The organism is Altererythrobacter sp. Root672 (genome assembly GCF_001427865.1).
Taxonomy (GTDB): Bacteria; Pseudomonadota; Alphaproteobacteria; order Sphingomonadales; family Sphingomonadaceae; genus Croceibacterium_A.
This window is the reverse complement of sequence record NZ_LMHH01000002.1, coordinates 304569-323898: the sequence shown is the minus strand read 5'-3', so window position 1 is coordinate 323898 and position 19330 is coordinate 304569. Positions and strand designations below refer to the sequence as shown.

Annotated in this window: 17 protein-coding genes; 7 read left to right on the top strand and 10 right to left on the bottom strand. The window is 65.2% G+C overall.

Annotated features, from left to right (window positions below):
* The first annotated feature begins 33 nt into the window (after window positions 1-33).
* Entirely contained in the window at window positions 34-1170 is a 1137-nt protein-coding gene (locus tag ASD76_RS12715; RefSeq protein WP_055923467.1) for a GNAT family N-acetyltransferase, read from the top strand.
* Between the two features lie 7 nt (window positions 1171-1177).
* Here ASD76_RS12715 and virB11 read toward each other — a convergent pair whose 3' ends face one another.
* Genes virB11 through ASD76_RS12675 form a run of 8 tightly spaced genes read right to left on the bottom strand, consistent with a single transcriptional unit; the run spans window position 1178 to window position 9026 of the window.
* Entirely contained in the window at window positions 1178-2194 is a 1017-nt protein-coding gene (gene virB11 / locus ASD76_RS12710; RefSeq protein ID WP_082553826.1) for a P-type DNA transfer ATPase VirB11, read from the bottom strand.
* 7 nt (window positions 2195-2201) lie between these two features.
* Window positions 2202-3305, bottom strand: a complete 1104-nt coding sequence (locus ASD76_RS12705; protein WP_055923464.1) for a TrbI/VirB10 family protein — start codon at window positions 3303-3305, stop codon at window positions 2202-2204.
* Window positions 3305-4117, bottom strand: a complete 813-nt coding sequence (locus tag ASD76_RS12700) for a TrbG/VirB9 family P-type conjugative transfer protein (protein WP_055923462.1) — start codon at window positions 4115-4117, stop codon at window positions 3305-3307. The genes ASD76_RS12705 and ASD76_RS12700 overlap by 1 nt, the downstream gene beginning before the upstream one ends.
* Window positions 4114-5328 carry a type IV secretion system protein gene (locus tag ASD76_RS12695; protein ID WP_235506720.1) on the bottom strand — a complete coding sequence of 405 codons (1215 nt, stop codon included), beginning with the start codon at window positions 5326-5328 and terminating at the stop codon, window positions 4114-4116. Before ASD76_RS12695 ends, ASD76_RS12700 begins: the two co-directional genes overlap by 4 nt.
* The gene (locus tag ASD76_RS12690) at window positions 5325-7778 is read right to left on the bottom strand and encodes a VirB4 family type IV secretion/conjugal transfer ATPase (RefSeq protein WP_055923456.1); all 2454 of its coding nucleotides are present in this window, start codon (window positions 7776-7778) and stop codon (window positions 5325-5327) included. The genes ASD76_RS12695 and ASD76_RS12690 overlap by 4 nt, the downstream gene beginning before the upstream one ends.
* A 42-nt stretch (window positions 7779-7820) precedes the next feature.
* Window positions 7821-8102 carry a type IV secretion system protein VirB3 gene (locus ASD76_RS12685; protein ID WP_055923452.1) on the bottom strand — a complete coding sequence of 94 codons (282 nt, stop codon included), beginning with the start codon at window positions 8100-8102 and terminating at the stop codon, window positions 7821-7823.
* A gap of 1 nt (window position 8103) precedes the next feature.
* Entirely contained in the window at window positions 8104-8406 is a 303-nt protein-coding gene (locus ASD76_RS12680; RefSeq protein ID WP_200943100.1) for a TrbC/VirB2 family protein, read from the bottom strand.
* Between the two features lie 2 nt (window positions 8407-8408).
* On the bottom strand, window positions 8409-9026 hold the full coding sequence (locus ASD76_RS12675; RefSeq protein ID WP_235506719.1) for a lytic transglycosylase domain-containing protein: 618 nt from the start codon (window positions 9024-9026) through the stop codon (window positions 8409-8411).
* Window positions 9027-9421: 395 nt separating this feature from the next.
* Between ASD76_RS12675 and ASD76_RS12670 the strand changes: the two genes are divergently transcribed.
* Both ASD76_RS12670 and ASD76_RS12665 read left to right on the top strand, forming a co-directional pair.
* Window positions 9422-9685 (top strand): hypothetical protein, encoded by a 264-nt coding sequence (locus ASD76_RS12670; RefSeq protein WP_055923447.1) that lies wholly within the window; start codon window positions 9422-9424, stop codon window positions 9683-9685.
* Between the two features lie 57 nt (window positions 9686-9742).
* Window positions 9743-11629 carry a YcaO-like family protein gene (locus ASD76_RS12665; RefSeq protein WP_055923445.1) on the top strand — a complete coding sequence of 629 codons (1887 nt, stop codon included), beginning with the start codon at window positions 9743-9745 and terminating at the stop codon, window positions 11627-11629.
* Here the strand turns inward: ASD76_RS12665 and ASD76_RS12660 are convergent.
* Both ASD76_RS12660 and ASD76_RS12655 read right to left on the bottom strand, forming a co-directional pair.
* A complete protein-coding gene (locus ASD76_RS12660) occupies window positions 11583-13631 on the bottom strand; it encodes a hypothetical protein (protein WP_055923443.1) in 2049 nt (682 codons plus the stop codon). The genes ASD76_RS12665 and ASD76_RS12660 overlap by 47 nt on opposite strands.
* 166 nt (window positions 13632-13797) lie before the next feature.
* Window positions 13798-14181, bottom strand: a complete 384-nt coding sequence (locus tag ASD76_RS12655; RefSeq protein ID WP_055923441.1) for a UrcA family protein — start codon at window positions 14179-14181, stop codon at window positions 13798-13800.
* Between the two features lie 336 nt (window positions 14182-14517).
* On the opposite strand from ASD76_RS12655, the gene ASD76_RS12650 reads away from it, so the two are divergent.
* From ASD76_RS12650 to ASD76_RS12635, 4 genes are all read left to right on the top strand, one after another.
* The gene (locus ASD76_RS12650) at window positions 14518-16740 is read left to right on the top strand and encodes a TonB-dependent receptor (RefSeq protein WP_055923439.1); all 2223 of its coding nucleotides are present in this window, start codon (window positions 14518-14520) and stop codon (window positions 16738-16740) included.
* Window positions 16741-16965: 225 nt separating this feature from the next.
* Window positions 16966-18210, top strand: a complete 1245-nt coding sequence (locus tag ASD76_RS12645; RefSeq protein ID WP_055923437.1) for a tyrosine-type recombinase/integrase — start codon at window positions 16966-16968, stop codon at window positions 18208-18210.
* 83 nt (window positions 18211-18293) lie between these two features.
* Window positions 18294-18521 (top strand): hypothetical protein, encoded by a 228-nt coding sequence (locus tag ASD76_RS12640; RefSeq protein WP_156457716.1) that lies wholly within the window; start codon window positions 18294-18296, stop codon window positions 18519-18521.
* Window positions 18518-19279 carry a hypothetical protein gene (locus ASD76_RS12635; protein ID WP_055923433.1) on the top strand — a complete coding sequence of 254 codons (762 nt, stop codon included), beginning with the start codon at window positions 18518-18520 and terminating at the stop codon, window positions 19277-19279. The genes ASD76_RS12640 and ASD76_RS12635 overlap by 4 nt, the downstream gene beginning before the upstream one ends.
* The last annotated feature ends 51 nt before the right edge of the window (window positions 19280-19330 follow it).

The window sequence follows — 19330 nt, the reverse complement described above, 5'->3', positions numbered from 1 at the left end:
AATCGAAGCCCATTAATCCCTAGACTCCAGCCAATGGCAGACGCCGACCTCACAGTCCGCATGGCCCCTTCGGTGGGCTCGCTGCCCGCAGAGGGCTGGGACGCCCTCGCAGGCAGCCGCAATCCGTTCATGTCGCACGCCTTCCTCACCGCGCTGGAGGATTCCGAAAGCGTGGGGCCGGGGACGGGATGGACGCCCGCCCCGCTGGTGATCGAGGACGGGGCTGGGCACTTGCTGGCCGCGCTGCCGGCCTATGCCAAGGGCCACAGCCAGGGCGAATACGTGTTCGACCACGCCTGGGCCGACGCCTGGGAGCGCGCAGGGGGCGCCTACTACCCCAAGCTGCAGATCGCCGCGCCGTTCACTCCGGCGACGGGGCCGCGCCTGCTGTTGTCGGACCCCGCCTATGCCGCGCCCCTGTTGAAAGCGGCGCAGAGGGTGTGCCGCCAGCTCGAATTCTCCTCGGCACACGCGACTTTCGTCGAGCCGGAGCAAGTCGCGCTGTTCGAGCAGGCCGGCTGGCTGCCCCGCAGCGACATCCAGTTCCACTGGCACAACCGCGGCTACGCGACCTTCGAGGACTTCCTCGCCGAACTCGCCTCGCGCAAGCGCAAGGCCATCCGCAAGGAACGCCAGGCGGCGCAGGAGGGCGTCGAGATCCGGGCTCTGGCCGGGGCGGAGATCCGGCCCGAGCACTGGGACGCCTTCTGGCTGTTCTACCAGGACACCGGCTCGCGCAAATGGGGCAGCCCCTACCTGACCCGCTCGGCTTTCGACTTGTTCAGCGAGCGAATGGGCGAACAGGTCCTGCTGGTTATGGCGTTCGAAGAGGGCCGGCCGATTGCCGGGGCGCTCAACTTCATCGGCGAAGAGGCGATCTACGGACGCTACTGGGGCTGCGTGGTCGACAAGCCCTTCCTGCATTTCGAGCTGTGCTACTACCAGGCGATCGACGCGGCTATCGAGCGGGGCCTCGCAAGGGTCGAGGCCGGGGCGCAGGGCGGGCACAAGCTGGCCCGAGGCTATGAGCCGGTCCGAACCTGGTCGATGCACTACATCGCCGATCCGGGCTTCCGTGCGGCTGTCGCCGATTTCCTTGAACGCGAGCGGGCGGGTGTCGCCCAGGACCAACTCTACCTCGGAGAGCGGACGCCCTTCCGGAAGGGCTAACCGGCTCTCAGGCCAGATCCTTGCTCCACGAAATCGCGCTGATCCCGCGCTTGCCCTCGACGCGGTCGAGCTGGACGATGATGTCGATCACCGACGCGGCATAAGCGACCGTATCGCTTCGCGTGAGGCCAATGCCGGTCTGCATGACCATGAGCGCCAGCTGCTCCAGCGCGCCGCGCGGGGAGTTGGCATGGATGGTCGAGAAGCTGCCGGGGTGGCCGGTGTTGATCGCGCGCAGGAACGACACGCTCTCCGCGCCGCGCAATTCGCCGAGCACGATGCGGTCGGGGCGCAGGCGAAGGGCCGACTGGAGCAGTTCGTTGGCGGTGACGCGCGCTTCGCCGAGCTCACCCTTCACCGCGATCAGGCCGACGCCGTTGGCGCCCGGAAGGCGAAGCTCGGCGGTGTCTTCGACCAGCACCACGCGTTCATGCTGCGGGATTTCGCCGAGCATGGCGTTGAGGAAGGTGGTCTTGCCGGTCGAGGTGCCACCGGAAATGAGGATCGTCTTGCGCGCGGCGATGGCGGCACGAAGGAACGCGACGGGCTCGGCGACCGGATCGGGCAGCACCGGTTCGCGGACCGGCTGGAGCGGCCCGCGGTCATAGGCGTCGAGCGGCAGGTCGAGGCGGCGGTGGCGGCGGATCGCCAGCGCCCAGTGCTTGCGCGTCGCGGGTGGGCCGCAGACCTGGATACGGGCGCCGTCGGGTAGGGTGGCTCCGAGCAAGGGATGCTCGCGGTTGATGCCCTGGTGGCTGACCCGCGCGACCTGCTCGGCGAGGCGCTGGACCAGCTTGTCGTCGATCACCGAAGTCTCGATCCGCTGCATGCCGGGATGCGCGGCGTCCTCGATCCACACTTCGCCCGGCCGGTTGACCAGGATCTCGGTCACCGTGTCGCGCGCCAGCCATTCGCTAAATGGGGCGAGATAGGCGTCGAGATAGACGCTACCGCTGACCGGAGCGGGAGGCTCCTCAGCCCCGGTTGATGCCGAGGTCGGCAAGGGATGGACGCGGGCGCTCATCGGCGAATTACAGGCGCGGTGCGGTCGAGAAGTCGAGGTCGCGCGCGGTGACCACACGGATCGGCTCGCCCGGACGCACACGTACGGTCGGCGAGATTTGGCCGTTCTGCTGCAGCGCCGTCGAAGCCGCGGTCTGGCCGCCGCCGACGATCACCGAAGATCCGCCGCTGCTGGTGGCGGCCAGCCCGCCGATGACCGACAACAGGATCGCCGAGCCGAAGCGCTGGAAGAAGTGCGTGTCGACCTTGCCGGGCAACCCGCCCGAACCGTCATAGGCGGTGCCGGGCGACGCGAGCGCCACCGAGACGCCGTCGGGACGGATCAGGCGCGTCCAGATCACGTAGGCGCGCTTCTGGCCGGCTTGCAGGCCCGACTGGTACTGCCCGATCAGGCGCGAGCTGCGCGGGACGAGCACGCGCGTGCCGTCGAAGCTGCGTACGTCCTGACTCACCACGGCGCGAACGAAGCCGGGCACGTCGGTGTTGATCGCGGTTTCGAGCACTGCCGGGATCAGCGTGCCCTGGGTGACCGTGGTCTTGGGATCGATGTCGTTGCGCGCCTGGGTCGGACCGCCACCGACGCCGCCGATGCGGCTGGCGAAGTCGTCACCCTGGGGCCGGCCTTCGGTCTGGCCCGCCGCGGTGGCTTCGGCGATCGCCTCGGCAATCGGTATCGGCAGCGAGCTGGCGTCGAACACCAGCGTCGGCGAGGAATAAGGATTGGTCGCCGGCATCATCGCAACGCCGGGAACTTGCGCCAGGATCGGCGCCGGGGCGGGGTCGGGCTGCACGGCGGGCGCGGCCACCGGAGCCGGCTGGGCCGGAGCGGGCGGCGCCACGAACGGCGCGGGCGCGGCGGGCTGGGGCACAGCGGCCTGCTGCTCGTCGCCCATGCGCGTGGTGTTGAGACCCCACAGCGTCGCGGCGCCGAGCAAGGCGACGAAGCCGACACCGGCAGCAAGGCCGAGCGCGTCGGAGCGGCCCTTGCGCTGGCCGACGACCGGGTAGGCGGTGCGGCTGGCGAGGTCGATGACTTCGGCCGAGACCTCGTCACGCGGGTCGCTGGCGGCAGCGGCCCGGCCCTTTTCCGGAAGACGCATGGCGAGCTTCATCACTTCACCTCCGTTGCGGGCTGGCCATTGGCGCGGGCGATTCCCGGCTGTGCCTGTTTGGGCGGACGGGCGGGCCCGCGATTGGCGAGCTTTGCCATGTCGTCACCGGCGCGCAGCACGATTTCGCGCGGCACTCCGTCGACCACGATGACATCGCCGCGCACCGCGAAATTGACCGGGCCTTCGGTGCCTTCGTAGTCCTTGACGAGGATCGCGGGCAGCGTCGTGCCGGGCGCCCAGGTCAGGAACGTCGCTTCGCCATCGTCATAGACTTGTGCCGGCAGCAGCGAGGTATCGCCGGAGCTCTGCCAGGCGAAGTTGAGTTCGGCCGGGTCGACCACCGCATAGGGATCGCTCACCGCGGCCGCTTCGACGGCGTTGGGCGCTTGCGGCACGACCGCCTCGGCATCGGCCTGCTGAACTGCGGCCTCGTCCTCAGGGTACTTGAACGCGAGAACGTAGATCGGGTTGCGGCTTCCCGGGCTGGCGACAAGGTCGAACAGGTAGGTGTGGCGGTCGGTGACCACGGTCATGTTGGTGACCGCGCGTTCGGACAGCGGCTTAACAAACAGCAGGTTTGCGCGCTTGTTCGGGGTCACCTGCCAGGCGTTGGAATCGCCGATGGCGACGTTCTCGATGTGCTCGTCCTCGGCGAAGCGGATCGCGGCCTGGACGTTGGGTTTGCCCTCGATGCGCACGACCTTGTTCGGATCGTAGACCCGCTCGACCAGGCGGGGGTCGTCAGCGAGCGCGACGCTCGGCAGCAGGACCGACCCGGCGAGCAGGGCGGCGGCGATAAGGGGGCGGTTCATCGGAAAGTCTCCGGCATTTTATTGGGGGCGGCGCGGAAGCGGCTACCGACGCCGCGTGCGCGCGAAAGGGAGGCGTTGGCGCTGCTGGCAGCGGCTTGGGGCGCGGTCATGGTGCTGGAACCGACGATGCGGGTCTCGTGGCTCGTGCCTCCCGCGACGCCAGCGGTGTCGTTGGCGGCAACCGGCGTCGTGGCAGAGAGCCTGATCTCACGCGAAGGCGGCGGCGCGGCGGCAGCGGCTTGGGCGGCAGGCGCGATCGCCTGGGCGGCGGGCGGCATGCGACCGGAACTCATCGTCGAGCCGCCGCTCGTTTCCTTGCTCGAACCGGCGAGGCCGAACACGGTCCATCCGGCCACCATCGTGCCGGCGACCTTGAGCGCCATAATCATCAGCGACAGATGCACCGCGCCGATCACGAAGAAGGCCATGGCCGCGCGCGGATCGATCTCGCCGTTGGGGGCCTCGATCAAGGTGCGCAGGACCGGCACCGAAAGCTCGAGCATCAGCGTGCCGCAGAGCACGGCGAACAGCGGTGCCAGGGCCAGCATGATCACGCCCTTGAGCCAGCCCGTGAACAGGCCGCGCGTCGCGGGGAACAGGGCCAGCACTACGAACACTGGGCCGAGCGCCAGCAATACGGCGAGGGCGATGCGGGTGGTGGCGAGGATGCCGACCGTGCCGAGCAGCAGCAGCGTCGCGCCCAGCCACATCAGGCCCGGCGGCGAGAAAGTCGAGACCGCGGCCGCTCCGGCGCCGCCGGCGTTTCGGGCGTTGTCGGCCTCCATCAGCGCGCTGAACACGATGTCGATCCGCCCCGCGAACAGCTGCGTCGCTGAGCCTCTCGTACCCATGAGCAAGCTGGCGATCTGGTCGGGCGCCCCGACCGCGAGGTTCCACACCACGCCCTGATAGGCGATCCAGCTGGTGGCAAAGGTCAGCACCAGGCCGAGCGTCATCATCCGCGGCGTCAGCGAGGCGATGCCGAGGTTCGAGCGGCCGGTGATCAGGGCAAAGGCGAAGAAGGCGACGAACAGCGTCAGCAGGATCGTCAGGACCGGCAGCAGCGCGCCGTCGGTGCCGAACAGGCGACCGAACGCGGCTTGCGCGGTGGCAGTGGCGGCGCAGTCGACCGCATAGAGGCTCGCGGCCACACCGCTGCCGACGCCGTCGAGCGCCTGCTGGCAAGTGGCCGGATCGAGCGACACGCTCACTGGGCGGCCTCCCAAGCCATGATCCCGCCGTCGTCGGCGTCATCGTGCCGGTCGCCGTCCTGCCCGCCCGGCCAGGAGCGGCCGGTGAGGATCGGATACCAGGCCGACGGGTGGTCGCCCACGGCCTCGCGGATCAGGTCGAGCCTGCGCACCGCGCTCTCGCGGCCGGACAGGACCGTCAGCACTTCGCTCGCACCCGACAGGTCGAGCCGCACCACCACCGAGGCGTCGCTCTGGCGGATCAGGAACGCGCGGCTGTGGGCCGGAAGGCTGCGGATCAGCGCCAGTTCGTGCGCGGTCAGGCCGAAGCCGTCGCAGTAGTCCTCGGCCCGGGCGCGGGCATTGGGCATGAAGATCATCGTCGCCGTCTGCTCGACCAACGCCGCCGAGATACGGCTGTCGAGCGCGTCGCGAGCGCTTTGCGTGGCGAACCCGACCAGCGCGTTGCGCTTCCTCAGCGTCTTGAGCCAGTCGCGAATGCGCGCGGCAAAGACCGCGTCGTCGAGCGCCTTCCACCCCTCGTCGATGAGGATCATCGTCGGCGAACCGTCGAGCCGCTCGTCGATGCGGTGGAACAGGTACATCATCGTCGGGGTACGCAGCCGCGGGCTTTCGAGCAGCGCGGTCATGTCGAAGCCCATCACGCGGGTCGACAGGTCAAGCCGGTCTTCCGCATTGTCGAACATCCAGGCGTGCTCGCCGTCCTCGATCCACGGGGAGAGACGGTCGGCCAGGTCGCCCGGCTGCGGCCGGCGCGCGCCCGAGAGCAACTCGCGGAAGAACCGCAGGCGGCGCAGCGAGGCGTCGTTGGCATAAGCCGCGTCGACCGCGCCGGAGATCGTCGACAGCTCTTCCGGACCTTCGGCCTGGAGCAGCACACCGAGCCAGTCGCGCAGGAACGCACGGTTGGCTGGGTTATCGGGCAGCGCGAGCGGGTTGAACCCGGTCGGCTCGCCGGCACGGATGCGGTCGTAGCGGCCGCCGATGCCGCGGATGAACAGTTCGGCGCCACGGTCCTTGTCGAACAGGATTGTGCGCGGGGCGAACTTCTGCGCCTGGGCGGCGAGGAAGTTCATCACCACCGTCTTGCCCGAGCCCGACGGTCCGATGACCGAGAAGTTGCCGAGGTCGCCCTGGTGGAAGTTGAAGAAGAACGGCGTCGCGCTCGTCGTTTCGAGCAGCGCCACGGCGTCGCCCCAGTGGTTGCCGGTCGCCTGGCCCAGCGCGAAGCCGTGAAGCGAGGCGAAGCTCGCCATGTTGGCGCTGGAGATCATGCCGCGGCGCACGAGGTAGGCCTCGTTGCCAGGGAACTGGCCCCAGAAGGCGGGCTCGAGGTTGGTGTCTTCGCGCACCGCGATCGCGCCCATGTCGGCGAGGGCGGCGCCGACTTGCGCGCTGGCATCGTCGAGGCGGACGAGATCGGCTGCCCTGACCAGGACCGACAGGTGGTGATCGCCAAAGGCCGCCGAGCCACTGCCGAGCGCATCGCGGGCCGAGAGCATCTCGCCGCGTTCGGCCATGGCTTCTTCGTCCGCCGAACGCAGGCGGCGCAGGGCCAGGTCGATCCGCTCACGCGCTGTCTGCCGCTCCGCCGGGGCGAAGCTTTCGGTCACGACCATCTCGAACGGCAGGCGCAGCAGCGGGTCGAGCAGGCCCGGGCTGGTCGCGTCGGGGTAGTCCTTGAGGCTTAGGATGGCGGCAAAGTCCGCACCGCCGCCGAGGCCACCGGCACCGCGCAACTCCATCGCGTCGAGCCCGAAGCTCGCACGGCGATAGGGCAGCATCTTGCCGACGTCGGTCTCGTCGGTCGGCTTGCGCACGGGGCGCATCTCGCCGTTGTAGAGCGCGCTCAGCAGTTCGAGCAGCTCGTTGTTCGCCGTGCCGTTGGGGCCAGCGTAATCGCCGAGCGGTTGCGCCCCGTAAAGGCCGAGCGAAGCGGCCAGCGACTGGAGCGCGGCCCGCAGCGCACGCACTTCGCGCGGATCGGCCTCGAGGCCTTCACTCCGGCGGCGGAACATCTTGCCGGCGCGTTCGGCGAGACCCGCCTTGCCGCGCGCCGGGCGGCGCACCAGCGTGACGAACTGGTCGTTCACGAACAGTGACCCGCGCGACAGCTTCTCGCGCCAGCGGCGGTCGATATGGGCGCTCAAGGGATCCTCGAAGCGGGCCTCGAGCTCAATCGAAACGCGGCGGCGGATCACGTGGTGGTACATCACGAACCGCGCATCGAGGTTCGAGCGCAGCATGACTTCGCGCGTGGCCGAATGGGCGTTGAGCGCCTCGGTATCTTCAGTCTCGAACAGCAGGCCCGGAACCTGCAGTGCCCCCATCAGCGATCCGTCGCGCAGGAGCAAAGTCCCTTCGTCGACCAGCCGGGCGTAGGGCAGGCGGTCGCCAGCGTGCGCTTCCTTAGCGCTCCATGCGGCGGCTCCCAGCCACTTAGTCCCCATCACACTCGCTCCTTCCCGCCCAATGGCGGGGCGTATTCGCGGTCAGGCCGCGTAACTGTTGCAACCCCAGCGCTTCCAGTTCTTCACCCGCGGACAACGGCTCACCTTGGTCAGCCACAGGTCGAAGATCCGGGGTTCGCGCAGACAGGCGAAATATCCGATGGCATGCATCACGAACGGAATCGGGATGATCCACAAGCTCTTGAGGATCAGGAACATCTCCGTCGTCACCAGTCCGTTGATGACGAAGTAGTTGAACGTCACCCCCGCAAACATCTGCGGCCGGGTCAGGGCCCGATGGACAGGATGACGGACCAGTTCCACGTCAGCCTACCGCCGCGGCGGACTGGATGCCCGCTACGATCGAGGCAGCCCCGAACAGGATGAAGCAGCCGAGAATTACGGTTGCACCGAAGCGCCAGTTCATCCGCCCGGTCAGCATCATGAAGCCGACTGCCGCTACGGCCATCACGGCGACCGCCGTGGCAACGTTGCCGAGCAGCGTCCCCTGCAGCCAGCCGAGTGCGGCAATGATCGGGCCCGAGCCGGCGGGGTTAACGCTTTGAGCCTGGGCGGCGGCGGGAAGGAACAGGGCGGCAAGCGCGGCAAGACGGGCAGTCGAACGCATCTTCAGTCTTCACTCCGGGAATGATCCGACAGCCGCCCCATGACCGAGGCGACGTAGGTCTGTGTTTCGCGAATGCGGGGAATGCCACCGGCGGCAGCGACGCGGCCCGGTCCGGCGTTGTACGCCGCCAGGGCCTTCTCGATGTCGCCATCGAACCGGTCGAGCTGGGCGCGCAGGTAACGCGCACCGCCTTCGAGGTTGGCAAAGGGATCGTCCGGATTGACGCCGAGATCGCGCGCCGTTCCGGGCATAAGCTGGGCGAGGCCGCGGGCGCCGGCCGGCGACACTGCGCCAGCACGCCAGCGGCTTTCCTGCCAGACGAGCGCCTCGATCAGGGCCGGGCTCAAATCGAACCGCGCGGCGAGTTCAGCAACTTTGGCGGCGTAGAAATCAGGCACGACTTCGGCCTGGCGCGACGGATCGGCAACGCCATACTCGGGCACGATCCGAGCCTCGGCGGGAACTTCGGCCAGCGGCGCCGATTGTGTCTGGACCTGGGATACGGGGGCCGTGTCAACGTTCGGGCCCGAGATCCAACTGGCATCACCGCCCGATCCGATCTCGAGGACGTCAGCGTGCGCGGGCTCGACGGCAAGTAAAGCCGCCGGCAACAGGGCCATGGCCCCCAAAGCGCGCAGAATCATCGTCTCGTCCACAACCCGCCAATGGTCACCCGATATGACAACCCTGTGACATCAGAGATGAAACAGAATCAATTCAGGGACCTTCCATCCCGGCGCTTATCAGAAAGGGTATTGCGGCGGAAGGATGGCGCCAGACGCAACTTGGCATAACCGCCTCGGGACGAAACTATTGCGCGACCAGTTGAGTGAGCGCTCTAGCGTGCATTAGAGGCCGTGGGGTCACGTCTAACTAAAATGTGCTATTAATTCAGCATATTGTTCTAGAATCCCAAGCGTAGTCTATATTTTGTACAACCATAGTGAAATGGGATATAGGTCAGCCAAAGCACTTCGGGTCGGAAGGTTCTTCCCTACAATTCGGGAGAAGTGCGATGCCAACAGTACCTACAGCAAGCCCAGTCTCGGAGGACTATCTCTTGAGATTCACGAAGGGCACTGATGTCTTTTATACGTTTGCGCAGGCTACGGCGGTGTTCAAGGAAAGCGAAATTACCAATACGAGCAAGACCTTGTTCGAAGAGCTGATCTTAAAGAACGCGACCGACATCACCGAGCCCACGATTGTCGAGCTGGCCTCGTCCGGAAATTTGGCGCCGGAGTGGGCTCCATTTGCTTTTAGGCAATCCGGAAAATGACGAGGCCAGGCGGGGGCTGACAGATCCGCCGTTGAGATGGAGTTACGCAGCCGAGCGTTGGCTGATACTCTCGGCCTGGCGATAGCGGCGGGGCGGGCTGCCGGCGTCACGCGCGTTTCGGACGTCACCCAGTTCGGGATCTGCGGCATTCCGGTGTTCCAATCCACCCGCCCGGCTTCGCGTTCGTTGTCGGTGTCGCAGGGAAAGGGGCTAACTCCGTGCGCCGCCATTGTCGGAGCGCTGCTCGAGGCGGCAGAATTCTGGACGGCGGAGAGGCTGGCGCGCCCAGGCGACATTCGGCGATTGTCTGAACTGCACGCTCGCCACATCGAAATTTGGTCAGGTGAGCGAGACCGCTTGGCGATCGACCTCGACACCTCATTAACCCGAGCATGGCTGGCGGGCACAGACCTGTCGTCAGGCGAGCCCTGTCCGGTGCCGTGGGATTTGCTTTCGCTCGATTTCACCACCGGCAATCTCGAATATGCCGCCACATCGAATGGCCTGGCGTGCGGTAATACCCGAACGGAAGCGCTGGTCGCCGGGATTGCCGAACTGCTCGAGCATCACTTTGTGGCCCAGTTCCGCCGGCTGACGCCCAGGCAGAGACGCGAGAGCCAGGTCGGCCTTGCAACGATTGACAACAAGGCGATCCGGCGTCTGCTGAACTGCGTAGAGCGGGCGGGGTTCGAAGCGCGCGCCTGGAGTCTGGCAAACGACTTCGCGCTTCCGGTATTCGAAGTGGCGTTGTTCGACACCGTCCACGCCGCAGACGACATCGCTCCGGTCGCCGGGAACGGGTGCTACCCGGATGCGCGCGTCGCATTCATCAGGGCCTTGCTGGAAGCGGTGCAAAGTCTGGCGACTTTCGTCGCCGGGGCACGCGATGACCTGACGCCCGATGAGTACAGTGACAGTAGAGAACGCAGCCTCAGCGCCCTGCTGAACTCACTGGCCTTCAACGATGGTCCGCTCGACTGGCGCTCGATTCCGTCGCCACGATGCAGGAGTAGCGAAGAATGTTTCGCCTTCCTGGCTGACCGGGTCGCGGCGATTACCAACGTCCCTATCGTCGCCTATGAGCACATCCCGCCCTGCGAGGGTCTCCATATCGTGCACGTGCTGGCGCCAGGGCTCCTCGACGGGTTCCGCGGGCCACGGCTCGAACAGCAGCCGGCCGCGGCTCCGATGGCGACGCCCTCCACTGCCATCCCGCGCAGTGCCAGCTTGCGGAAAGTCCTGTTCGCCGGCCCGAGTGTCATCGGATTGGTGCTTCCAGCAGATATCGAGATTCGACCACCGGCAAAGTGCGGCGATCTTTCCGATCTCTTGTCCGATCCGCCTGCTGCGGTCGGACTGATCGATGGCTACTTCGGTACGGCGCCAACTGTGTGGCACAAGGAAATCCTCAGCCTGCTGGCGCTCGGAGTTCAGGTTATCGGTGGCGCCAGCATCGGGGCGCTGCGTGCGGCCGAACTCGATCGCTTCGGCATGGTCGGCGTGGGCACCTTGTTCGAGGCCTATCGAACGGGGGCCCTGATCCGCGACGATGCGGTCATGCTCGTCCACGCTCCGCCAGAACTCGGCTTCGCCCCGCTCTCGATCCCGCTTGTGGACGCGGAATACGCGCTATTCGGTCTCGACCTTCCACCGGGGGCTTTGCGGATCATGCAGCGTATCGTCAGGACCACGCCTTACGAAACCCGCGACTGGCCATCGTGCCTGGCGCAATACCGGCAACGCGCGAGAACGGAGTTCCCGATTTCGTTGGCGGAACTGGAGGCCGCGCCCTCTCTCAAGCAGATCGATGCGGCCTTGGTCGTCGAAGCCCTGTCCCGGTGTGGCGAACGGAAGCCCGCGCAATTGGCCATGCCCCCGTTGACCAGCCATTACCGGGCTATGTTGGCCAGATCGGCTCCAGAGTTTGCTGCAAGCCTGACCTGATCCAGGCGAGGCGTTCCGGCGGGTTCAAGGGCATCGTGTCCCCGAACCAGTCGAGCACGTCATGCAGCTCTGGCTTGCGTTCCTGCTGCCAAGCTTGCTGGAAGTCGGAGACCAGCTTGGCGGCGACCTGCGAATCCCGGTGCGATGTCCCGTTCAGTTTCGTCGCGTTGGCAATTCGCACCGCGGCATACTGCATGCCTTCCTCGCCCGACACGGCGAAATGCTCTTCCGCGGTCTCGTGGTCGCCGCGCAGCGCCAGGATCACGGCATAATCGGCGTGATAGTCGCTCGGCGGCAGGGGGTTGAGGAAGAACGCTTGCTGCATCAGCCGCTCGGCCTCGTCCAGGTCGCCGATAAGGCACAGGCCCATTGCGCACATGTTGATCAAGTCGGCATCGTACGTGACGGTCTTGAGCGCGGCTTCGATGCTGCGCCGGGCCGAAGCGGTCTCGCCCCGACGCAACTGGCACCAGGCTTGCCGCACCCGGACTTCGAAATGCCCCGGCGCAATCGCGGCGGCGGCCCTGAGGTGGGCGTCGGAAAGCTCGCGGAAGTGCCGGACGTCGTGACCGCAGACCTGTTGCCAGAAGTCGGTATTGTACATCCGGATCAGCAACAGCCGCGCGCCAAGGTGTTGCGGGTCGCGCGCGACCAGAGCTTCGAGCAGCCGAACGCCCTCCTGGACCGCTTCGAGATGGCCCGCGGTGCGGATCAGCAGTCGGGCACGGGTGTAGATCGCACGGTCACTGTCCAGGTCCTCGGACGACTGGCGCAGCCTTGCCTCGAGGTCATGGTCGATCGCCGGCAAGGTTGCCCCGGCCGCCTTGGCGACAATCGTATCGAGCATTTCCGCCTCGGCGCTGTCGAAGCGCAGGGATTCCGACCAGAGGATGACCCGGCTCTGCCCGCTCGCGAGTTGGAGCGTCACGCGGTAACCGGCGCCAACATGCTGGATGCTCCCGGACAGCAGGTAGAGACCGAGAGCGTCCTCGCTCTGCTGCTCCACCACATTCGCTTCGCCTCCGTCGACCGCAAGCACCTGGATTCCGCGAATCCGGCTGATCGAGGTGCGCATGTCGTCGGCGCAGAACTGGGCGAGCGCGGCGAGCGCGCCGTCGTCGCCATGAGTCTGGAGCGGCGCGACCAGGACCAGCGGAAGCATGTCGCCACCAATCCGCTGGGGCTCGGTCGTCGCGGCCGGACGCGGCAGCACCGGAGCCAAATCCAGGTCAGGGGCGGAATCCTTGGGCGACTGGGGTCTGCCACTGGTCAGCGCATGGAGTAGCGCCCGTGTCTCCTCGGACGGCAGAGCATCGAATTCACGCTCGAGCCGGTCGCAAAGCAGGCGGTAACGGCGATGGAGCGAGGCTCCGTCACCACCGGCATGATCGAGCCGCATGCCAAGTCGGACCACGGCCTCGTTGACCGGATCGATGCGATCGAGCGACCGCAGGATGCTGCGGGCATTCTTCATGTCCGCCAGCCCATTCGCCTCGACGGCGCCCACCGACTGGGCGAGTACGAGGTCGCGCTGGCGCGGACGCTCGGCAAGCAGCCAGTCGTCGAAGCCCGGCGATACGTCGAGAAAGTCCTCGAGCAGATCACCTCTGATCTCGTCGAGCAGGCCAGCGAGGGCGTCGAGGTCATACGAGGTTGCCGCATGGCCCACCTCGTGAAGATCTGTCGTCAGCAGGGTGCGGTCGAGCTTCACCTCGTCGCGCGTGGTCGTGACGGCGTTGCTGATGGCGGCAAGCTCGCGCAGTTCCTTCAGCGATTGTCGCAGGCTGGCCCGAGCCTGATCCGGGCCGCGATCGGTCCACATGAGACCTGACAGCTGCTCGCGGGTGGCGGCGAGGTCGACGGCTAATGAGAGATAGGCAAGGATCGCCCTGGCCTTGCGGCCGGGCAGGCTGACATCCTTCCCAGCTTGCGTCAGGCGAAAGCGCCCGAACAACTGCAGTCTGGGGAGTTGGTCCGAAGAGGTCCCCTCGATTGCTTGCATGACACACTCGCCATGACGGAGCGAAATGCTTGGAGCACCAGCGCGGATTACAGCCCCACGCGCCAGGCTTCACCGAATTGTCGAAGCTTGCCGTTCCTCTGGCCAGAAAGCAAGCTGGGGGCACCGCGCCGCAGTGCCCCCGTAATAGCATGATGGTCATGAGCGGTTACTTCGCAGAGGCAACCACCGGTAGTTCGTACGTAGAGCGCTGAGCCAAGGCGTTGCCGTTACGGCGGTCGGTGGCCTTGTTGATCGCAACCTGGCGCTGACCCTGAATGTGGTTCCAGGTCTGTTCCTCGCACCGCACCACACCGGCCTCCTGCTGCAGGCTCTGGTAGGTGTGATCACCGCAAACACGGCGCACTGCGCGGTCAAGGCGACGATCGAGCGTCTTGATGCCGACGGGCGTGGTCAGGTCGAGATCGCCGTACTGGACGGGGATGCTGCGGCCTTGCTCGCGGGCTGACGCCACTGAAGGAACGGTTTGAACGAGCGCGGCCAGAGCAAAAGCGATAGCCGGCAGGGCGGACTTGTGATTGGTATTGGTCATGTTCGGTCTCCACTTGTGCCGGCGGTTTTGCCGACACGAGCTAGATGCCCCGAGGTACGTGAGCCGGGTCGTTGGTCGTCCGTGAAAAAGCCGTGAAAAATGCACCAAATCGAAATTGGTGAAGGTCGACGTCTCGCAGAACGACGTTCCCGACATCGCCGAAGCATGAACATTCGTATTTCAAAGACGAATTCGAATGCCCGCTCGGAGCGAGTAACTGCGAGCCGTCTAAATGGCAGTGTATGTCGGCGTGAGACGTGCGGTTTGCTGAATTATTCCCTGCACCGCTCGGTTCTGCTATAACCAGCAGATAATAAAAGAGATGGGGAGGGGCTCATGACGCACCGCTATCTGCGAACGACTTCTTGCTGCGCGCTGGCGCTTGCGAGCATCACGGCGGCGTCACCCGCCTTGGCACAGGAACCGGCGGCGGAGGCACCTGCCCAGGGCGAGAGTGCCGCGGGGAATACGATTGTCGTCACCGGTCTGCGTCGCACCGAAGAGTTGCAGAACACCCCCGCCGCGATAACAGCGTTCTCGCAAGACACTATCGAGAACGCCCGCATCACGCGGCCGATCGACTTCATCAGCCTGACGCCGAACGTGAATCTCATCGAGACGCAGAACGCGGGCAACGCCTTCATTGTCATCCGTGGCATCACCCAGGCGCGCAACAGCGAGCCTTCGGTGGCGGTGGTCGTCGACGGCGTGCAACAGGTAAACCCGGCGCAGTTCAACCAGGATCTGTTCGACATCCAGCAGATCGAGGTTCTCAGGGGGCCGCAGGGTGGCCTCTATGGCCGCAACGCCATCGGCGGCGCGATCATCATCCAGACCAAGCAGCCGACCGACGATTTCGAAGGCAAGGTTACCGCGGGCGTCGACAACGGCTTCGGCTGGTACGTGCGCGGTGGAGTCAGCGGCCCGCTCGGCACCGAGGCGGTCAAGTTCCGCCTTGCCGGCCAGTACTACGATACCGACGGATTCATTCCCAACACCTACCTTGGCGAAGACGCCGACCCGTACAAGAACATCGCCCTGCGCGGGAACCTGCTGTTCGACCTCGGCAGCGGCTGGGAAGTCGACTTGCGCGGTTCGATGGACCTGCTGCGCACCCAGGCGCTCTATTTCAACATCGTGACCGACGTGAACGACACCAGCCTTCCGGTTCGGGTCAACAACGCCGGGCAGAACGACCGCGACATCTACAACGTCGCCGCCAAGATCTCCTACGAAGGCGAGCACTTCACCGCGACCTCGATCACTTCTTACGACACCGTGAGCGAGATTCTCACCGGCGATGCGTTCGACTTCCTGCCGATCCCCGAATCGTTCTTCTTCAACTTGTTCGAAGCTATTTTCGGCCCCGGCAACGGCTTCGATCTCAACCAGAGCCAGTTCCTCGACGTCGAGGCGCTAAGCCAGGAGCTGCGCATCCAGTCGCCCGACGACCAGAAGCTGTTCTGGATGGTCGGCGGTTACCTGATCTCGACCGACCGCTTCATCTCGACAGGCAACATGATCGATACTGGCCAGGGCGTATTCCCGGTCTATCGCACCCCGAGCACCAACCCAGCCAATCCGCAGTTCTCCTACCTGGCGGATTCGCAGGACAACTTCGCCTGGGCCGGCTTCGGCAATATCGGTTACGAGTTCTCCGACCAGATCCGCGTCGATGCCTCCTTGCGCTACGATCGCGACCATCGCGAGAACACCACGCTCACCCCGGCCGGGTTCATGAACGGCCCCGGCCAGCCCAACGGCACCACCGGCGAAGTGCGCGAAGAGACCTTCGACGCATGGCAGCCCAAGCTGACGCTGACCTACATGCCAACCGACGACATCACGCTCTACGGCGGCTATTCGAAGGGCTTCCGTAGCGGCGGCTTCAACCAGACGGGGGTCGGCGGGGTCGCCGCCGCCAATGGCATCGTCGGAGTTGGTGACATCTTCCAGGCCGAAGTCGCCGAGACTTTCGAAGCCGGCATCAAGAGCCGGCTGTTCGACAACGTCCTGACCTTGAACGGCGCGGTGTTCACGACCGAGACGAAGAACAGCTATTTCTTCGTGTTCCTCGCCGCCAACTCGACGCAGAACCTCGGCAATGTGCCCAAGGCGCGCATCGACGGCTTCGAACTCGAAGCGTTCATTCGCCCCGCGCCCGACCTCCAGTTCAACGCCGCACTCGGCATGACGTGGAGCGACATCAAGGAGTTCCCCGACCCTGCCTTCGTCGGCAACGAGCTGCCGCTGATCTCGCGTTCGACGATCAACCTCGGGGCGCAGTGGACCCCGCAGCTCACCGACACGCTCGATGGGCTGCTGCGCGTCGATTACCGCCGCACGGGCAAGACCTGGTGGGATGTGCCGAACTCGACCGTGCGCGACCCGATCGACCTTGTCGATGCTCGGGCCGGGGTGGACGGAGGCCGCTGGGGCATGTTCGTTTTCGCCAAGAACCTCTTCAACGAAGAGTACAACGCCGAGTTTTCGCCTGGAGGCTTCGTGTTCAAGGCGCGCCCGCGGGTCTATGGCGCGGAGGCCTCGTTCAACTTCTGAGCTGAGCGGGAGGGCCGGTCCTGGCCGTTTGGCAGCGGTCAGGAATTGGCGGAGACGGAGTCCGCCAAACTATTGTCCGAATCCGTCCGTTTCAGTCGATTGAGCGCAGTAAATCAGGCACTTTTGCACCAATCGACTTTTCCCAGCGTCCAGTGCTGTCCGATTGCGTTCCCATAAAACCGGCTTATTGTCGGGGAACGGATTTGGGAACGGAGACGCGACGCAATGCCCCGCAAGCTGAGCAACGCCTTAACGCCGTTGGGGGTGAAGAATGCGAAGGCCGGACGCCATGCCGATGGTGCGGGGCTGCATTTGCTGGTGAAGGAAACTGGCGCGCGGTCCTGGGTCTATCGCTTTATGCTCAAGGGCAGGTCGCGGGATATTGGCTTGGGCGCGGCGGGACGGGGCGGCATTAGCCTTGCTACTGCCCGCGATCTCGCATCCGCATTGCGGCTCAAGGTCAAGGGCGGGATTGATCCGCTAGAAGAACGCCAGCGCGAAGCCTCAGACGCGCTTGCGGCGGCTCAGGCGGCAGCGATAGCCGGAATGACGTTCAAAGCCGTGGCAGAGACGTATATCGACGCAAATGAGGCAAGCTGGCGCAATGATAAGCACCGGCAGCAATGGCGCAACACGCTGGCCAGCTACGTCTATCCCGTTATGGGCGAATTGCCGGTTGCCGACATTGCCACGGCGCATGTCCTGAAAGTCCTTGAGCCGATCTGGCAGGACAAACCCGAAACTGCCAGCCGTATCCGAGGGCGGATTGAAACCGTGCTCGATGCCGCAAAGGCGCGCGGATACAGGGAGGGCGAAAATCCGGCTCGCTGGCGCGGCCATATCGCGCAAATCCTGCCGCCCCGTTCCCGGCTCACGCGCGGCCATCACAAGGCCATGTCCTATGAGGCTATCCCGGCGTTCATGGCGAAGTTGCGCGAACGTGAGGCAATGGCGGCGCTGGCGCTGGAGTTTGTCATTCTCACGGCCACGCGCACCAGCGAGGTGCTGGGGGCAACTTGGGCCGAAGTCGATTTGGAAAAGGCAATCTGGGCCGTGCCAGCGTCCCGCATGAAGGCGGGTAAGGAACATCGCATTCCCCTGTCGCCGCGCTCGGTTGAAATTTTGAAGTCGTTGACGCTCTTCGAGAACGATTGGCTGTTTCAATCTGACAAGGGCGGCAAGCTGTCCACGATGGCTATGTCCATGTTGCTTCGCCGCATGAAGCTGGAATGCACCGTTCACGGCTTCCGTTCGGGCTTCCGCGATTGGGCTGCGGAATGCACCGGTTATGCCCATGAAGTCTGCGAAATGGCTCTGGCCCATGTGATCGGCAACAAGTCCGAAGCGGCTTACCGGCGCGGCGATCTATTCGACAAGCGACGGCGGCTCATGGCCGATTGGGCAACCTATTGCACCAGCGGTAGTGCGGCTGGAGCGAAGGTTACGCCAATCCGGGGAGCGGCGGCATAAGCGATAGCGGCGCCACAGTCTTTCCCTTCGCGGTCAAGGATCGCTGGATTGTCAGGGTCGAAAGCGAGCGGAATTTGGTGAAGGTGCGCCATCGCACCCGCTGGTATGCCGTGGCGCGGCGTATGGGGCATGAGGATCCCCGCCACTGGTGCGCCAGCCGCGCAGACGCGCTGGGGATCGCGGAAGACATGTGGGTGGCACATCGAGCGATGGCCGAATACGAGCATTTCAAGGCGATCTATGACGCTGCGCCCGAGTGGAAGCGCGTGGTGGTTGACGCCTATCTGGAAAGCCTACGGGGGCAGGAATGACCTTTGCCGACGATGCCGAATTTGCCGCCTTCATCGGCAGGGATCACATGCTTGGGGCTGTGACGATGGAAACCGTCACTAGCGCATTAGACGGCTTCGCAGTGTCGCTCGCGCCGGGCAAAGATATGGATTGGCTGGCGTTGGCGGTAAGGCGCTCGCTTGCGATCTCCATTCGAGACGTCAGCAACGGCCCGAAGCGGACTTCAAACGCCGATATTCGCTCCGAGCTAGGGCGGCTGGCAGGCTTAGCAGGGTCAACTTGGCTGGAGCTATTCCAGTGCGATGTTGCTGCCGAGTCCCGGCTTTGGGATCATGCTTGGCACCAGTGGAACGGCGAAGGCGGGACCGACCTTGGCGGGGGCATTGTTATAGGCGAACCTTCCGATTACCATCGCTTCAAGGTTGCCGTTGCGGAACTGGATTGGCTGGCCAACTTCATGTCGGAAGCGGCCAGGACTACTGCTAGCCAGCGTGGCCCATGGCGGCTATCGGAGGAAAAGCGGCTTAGAGTGGAGCGCGGTCAATACCTAGCCACGATCTATGAGGCCGCATTTGGCCAACCGGTATCTGCAAACAACTTCCCAACTGACGCCCGCATTCGGGCGCAAACGCCGTTCATGGACTTCTATGGCCGCATGGTGACACTGGCTTTCGGCGCGCCGGAAACCGCCAACCTGACAGAAGTTGTGAAGGCGGCTTGCCAACTGCACCGGCAGCACCCGGCAGAATTTGCTGCGGGCGTTATTCCCGGACTTTAGTTGTGGGGGCATAACTCCCCCCGATTGGGGCAGAGAAGAACCCCCATTTTC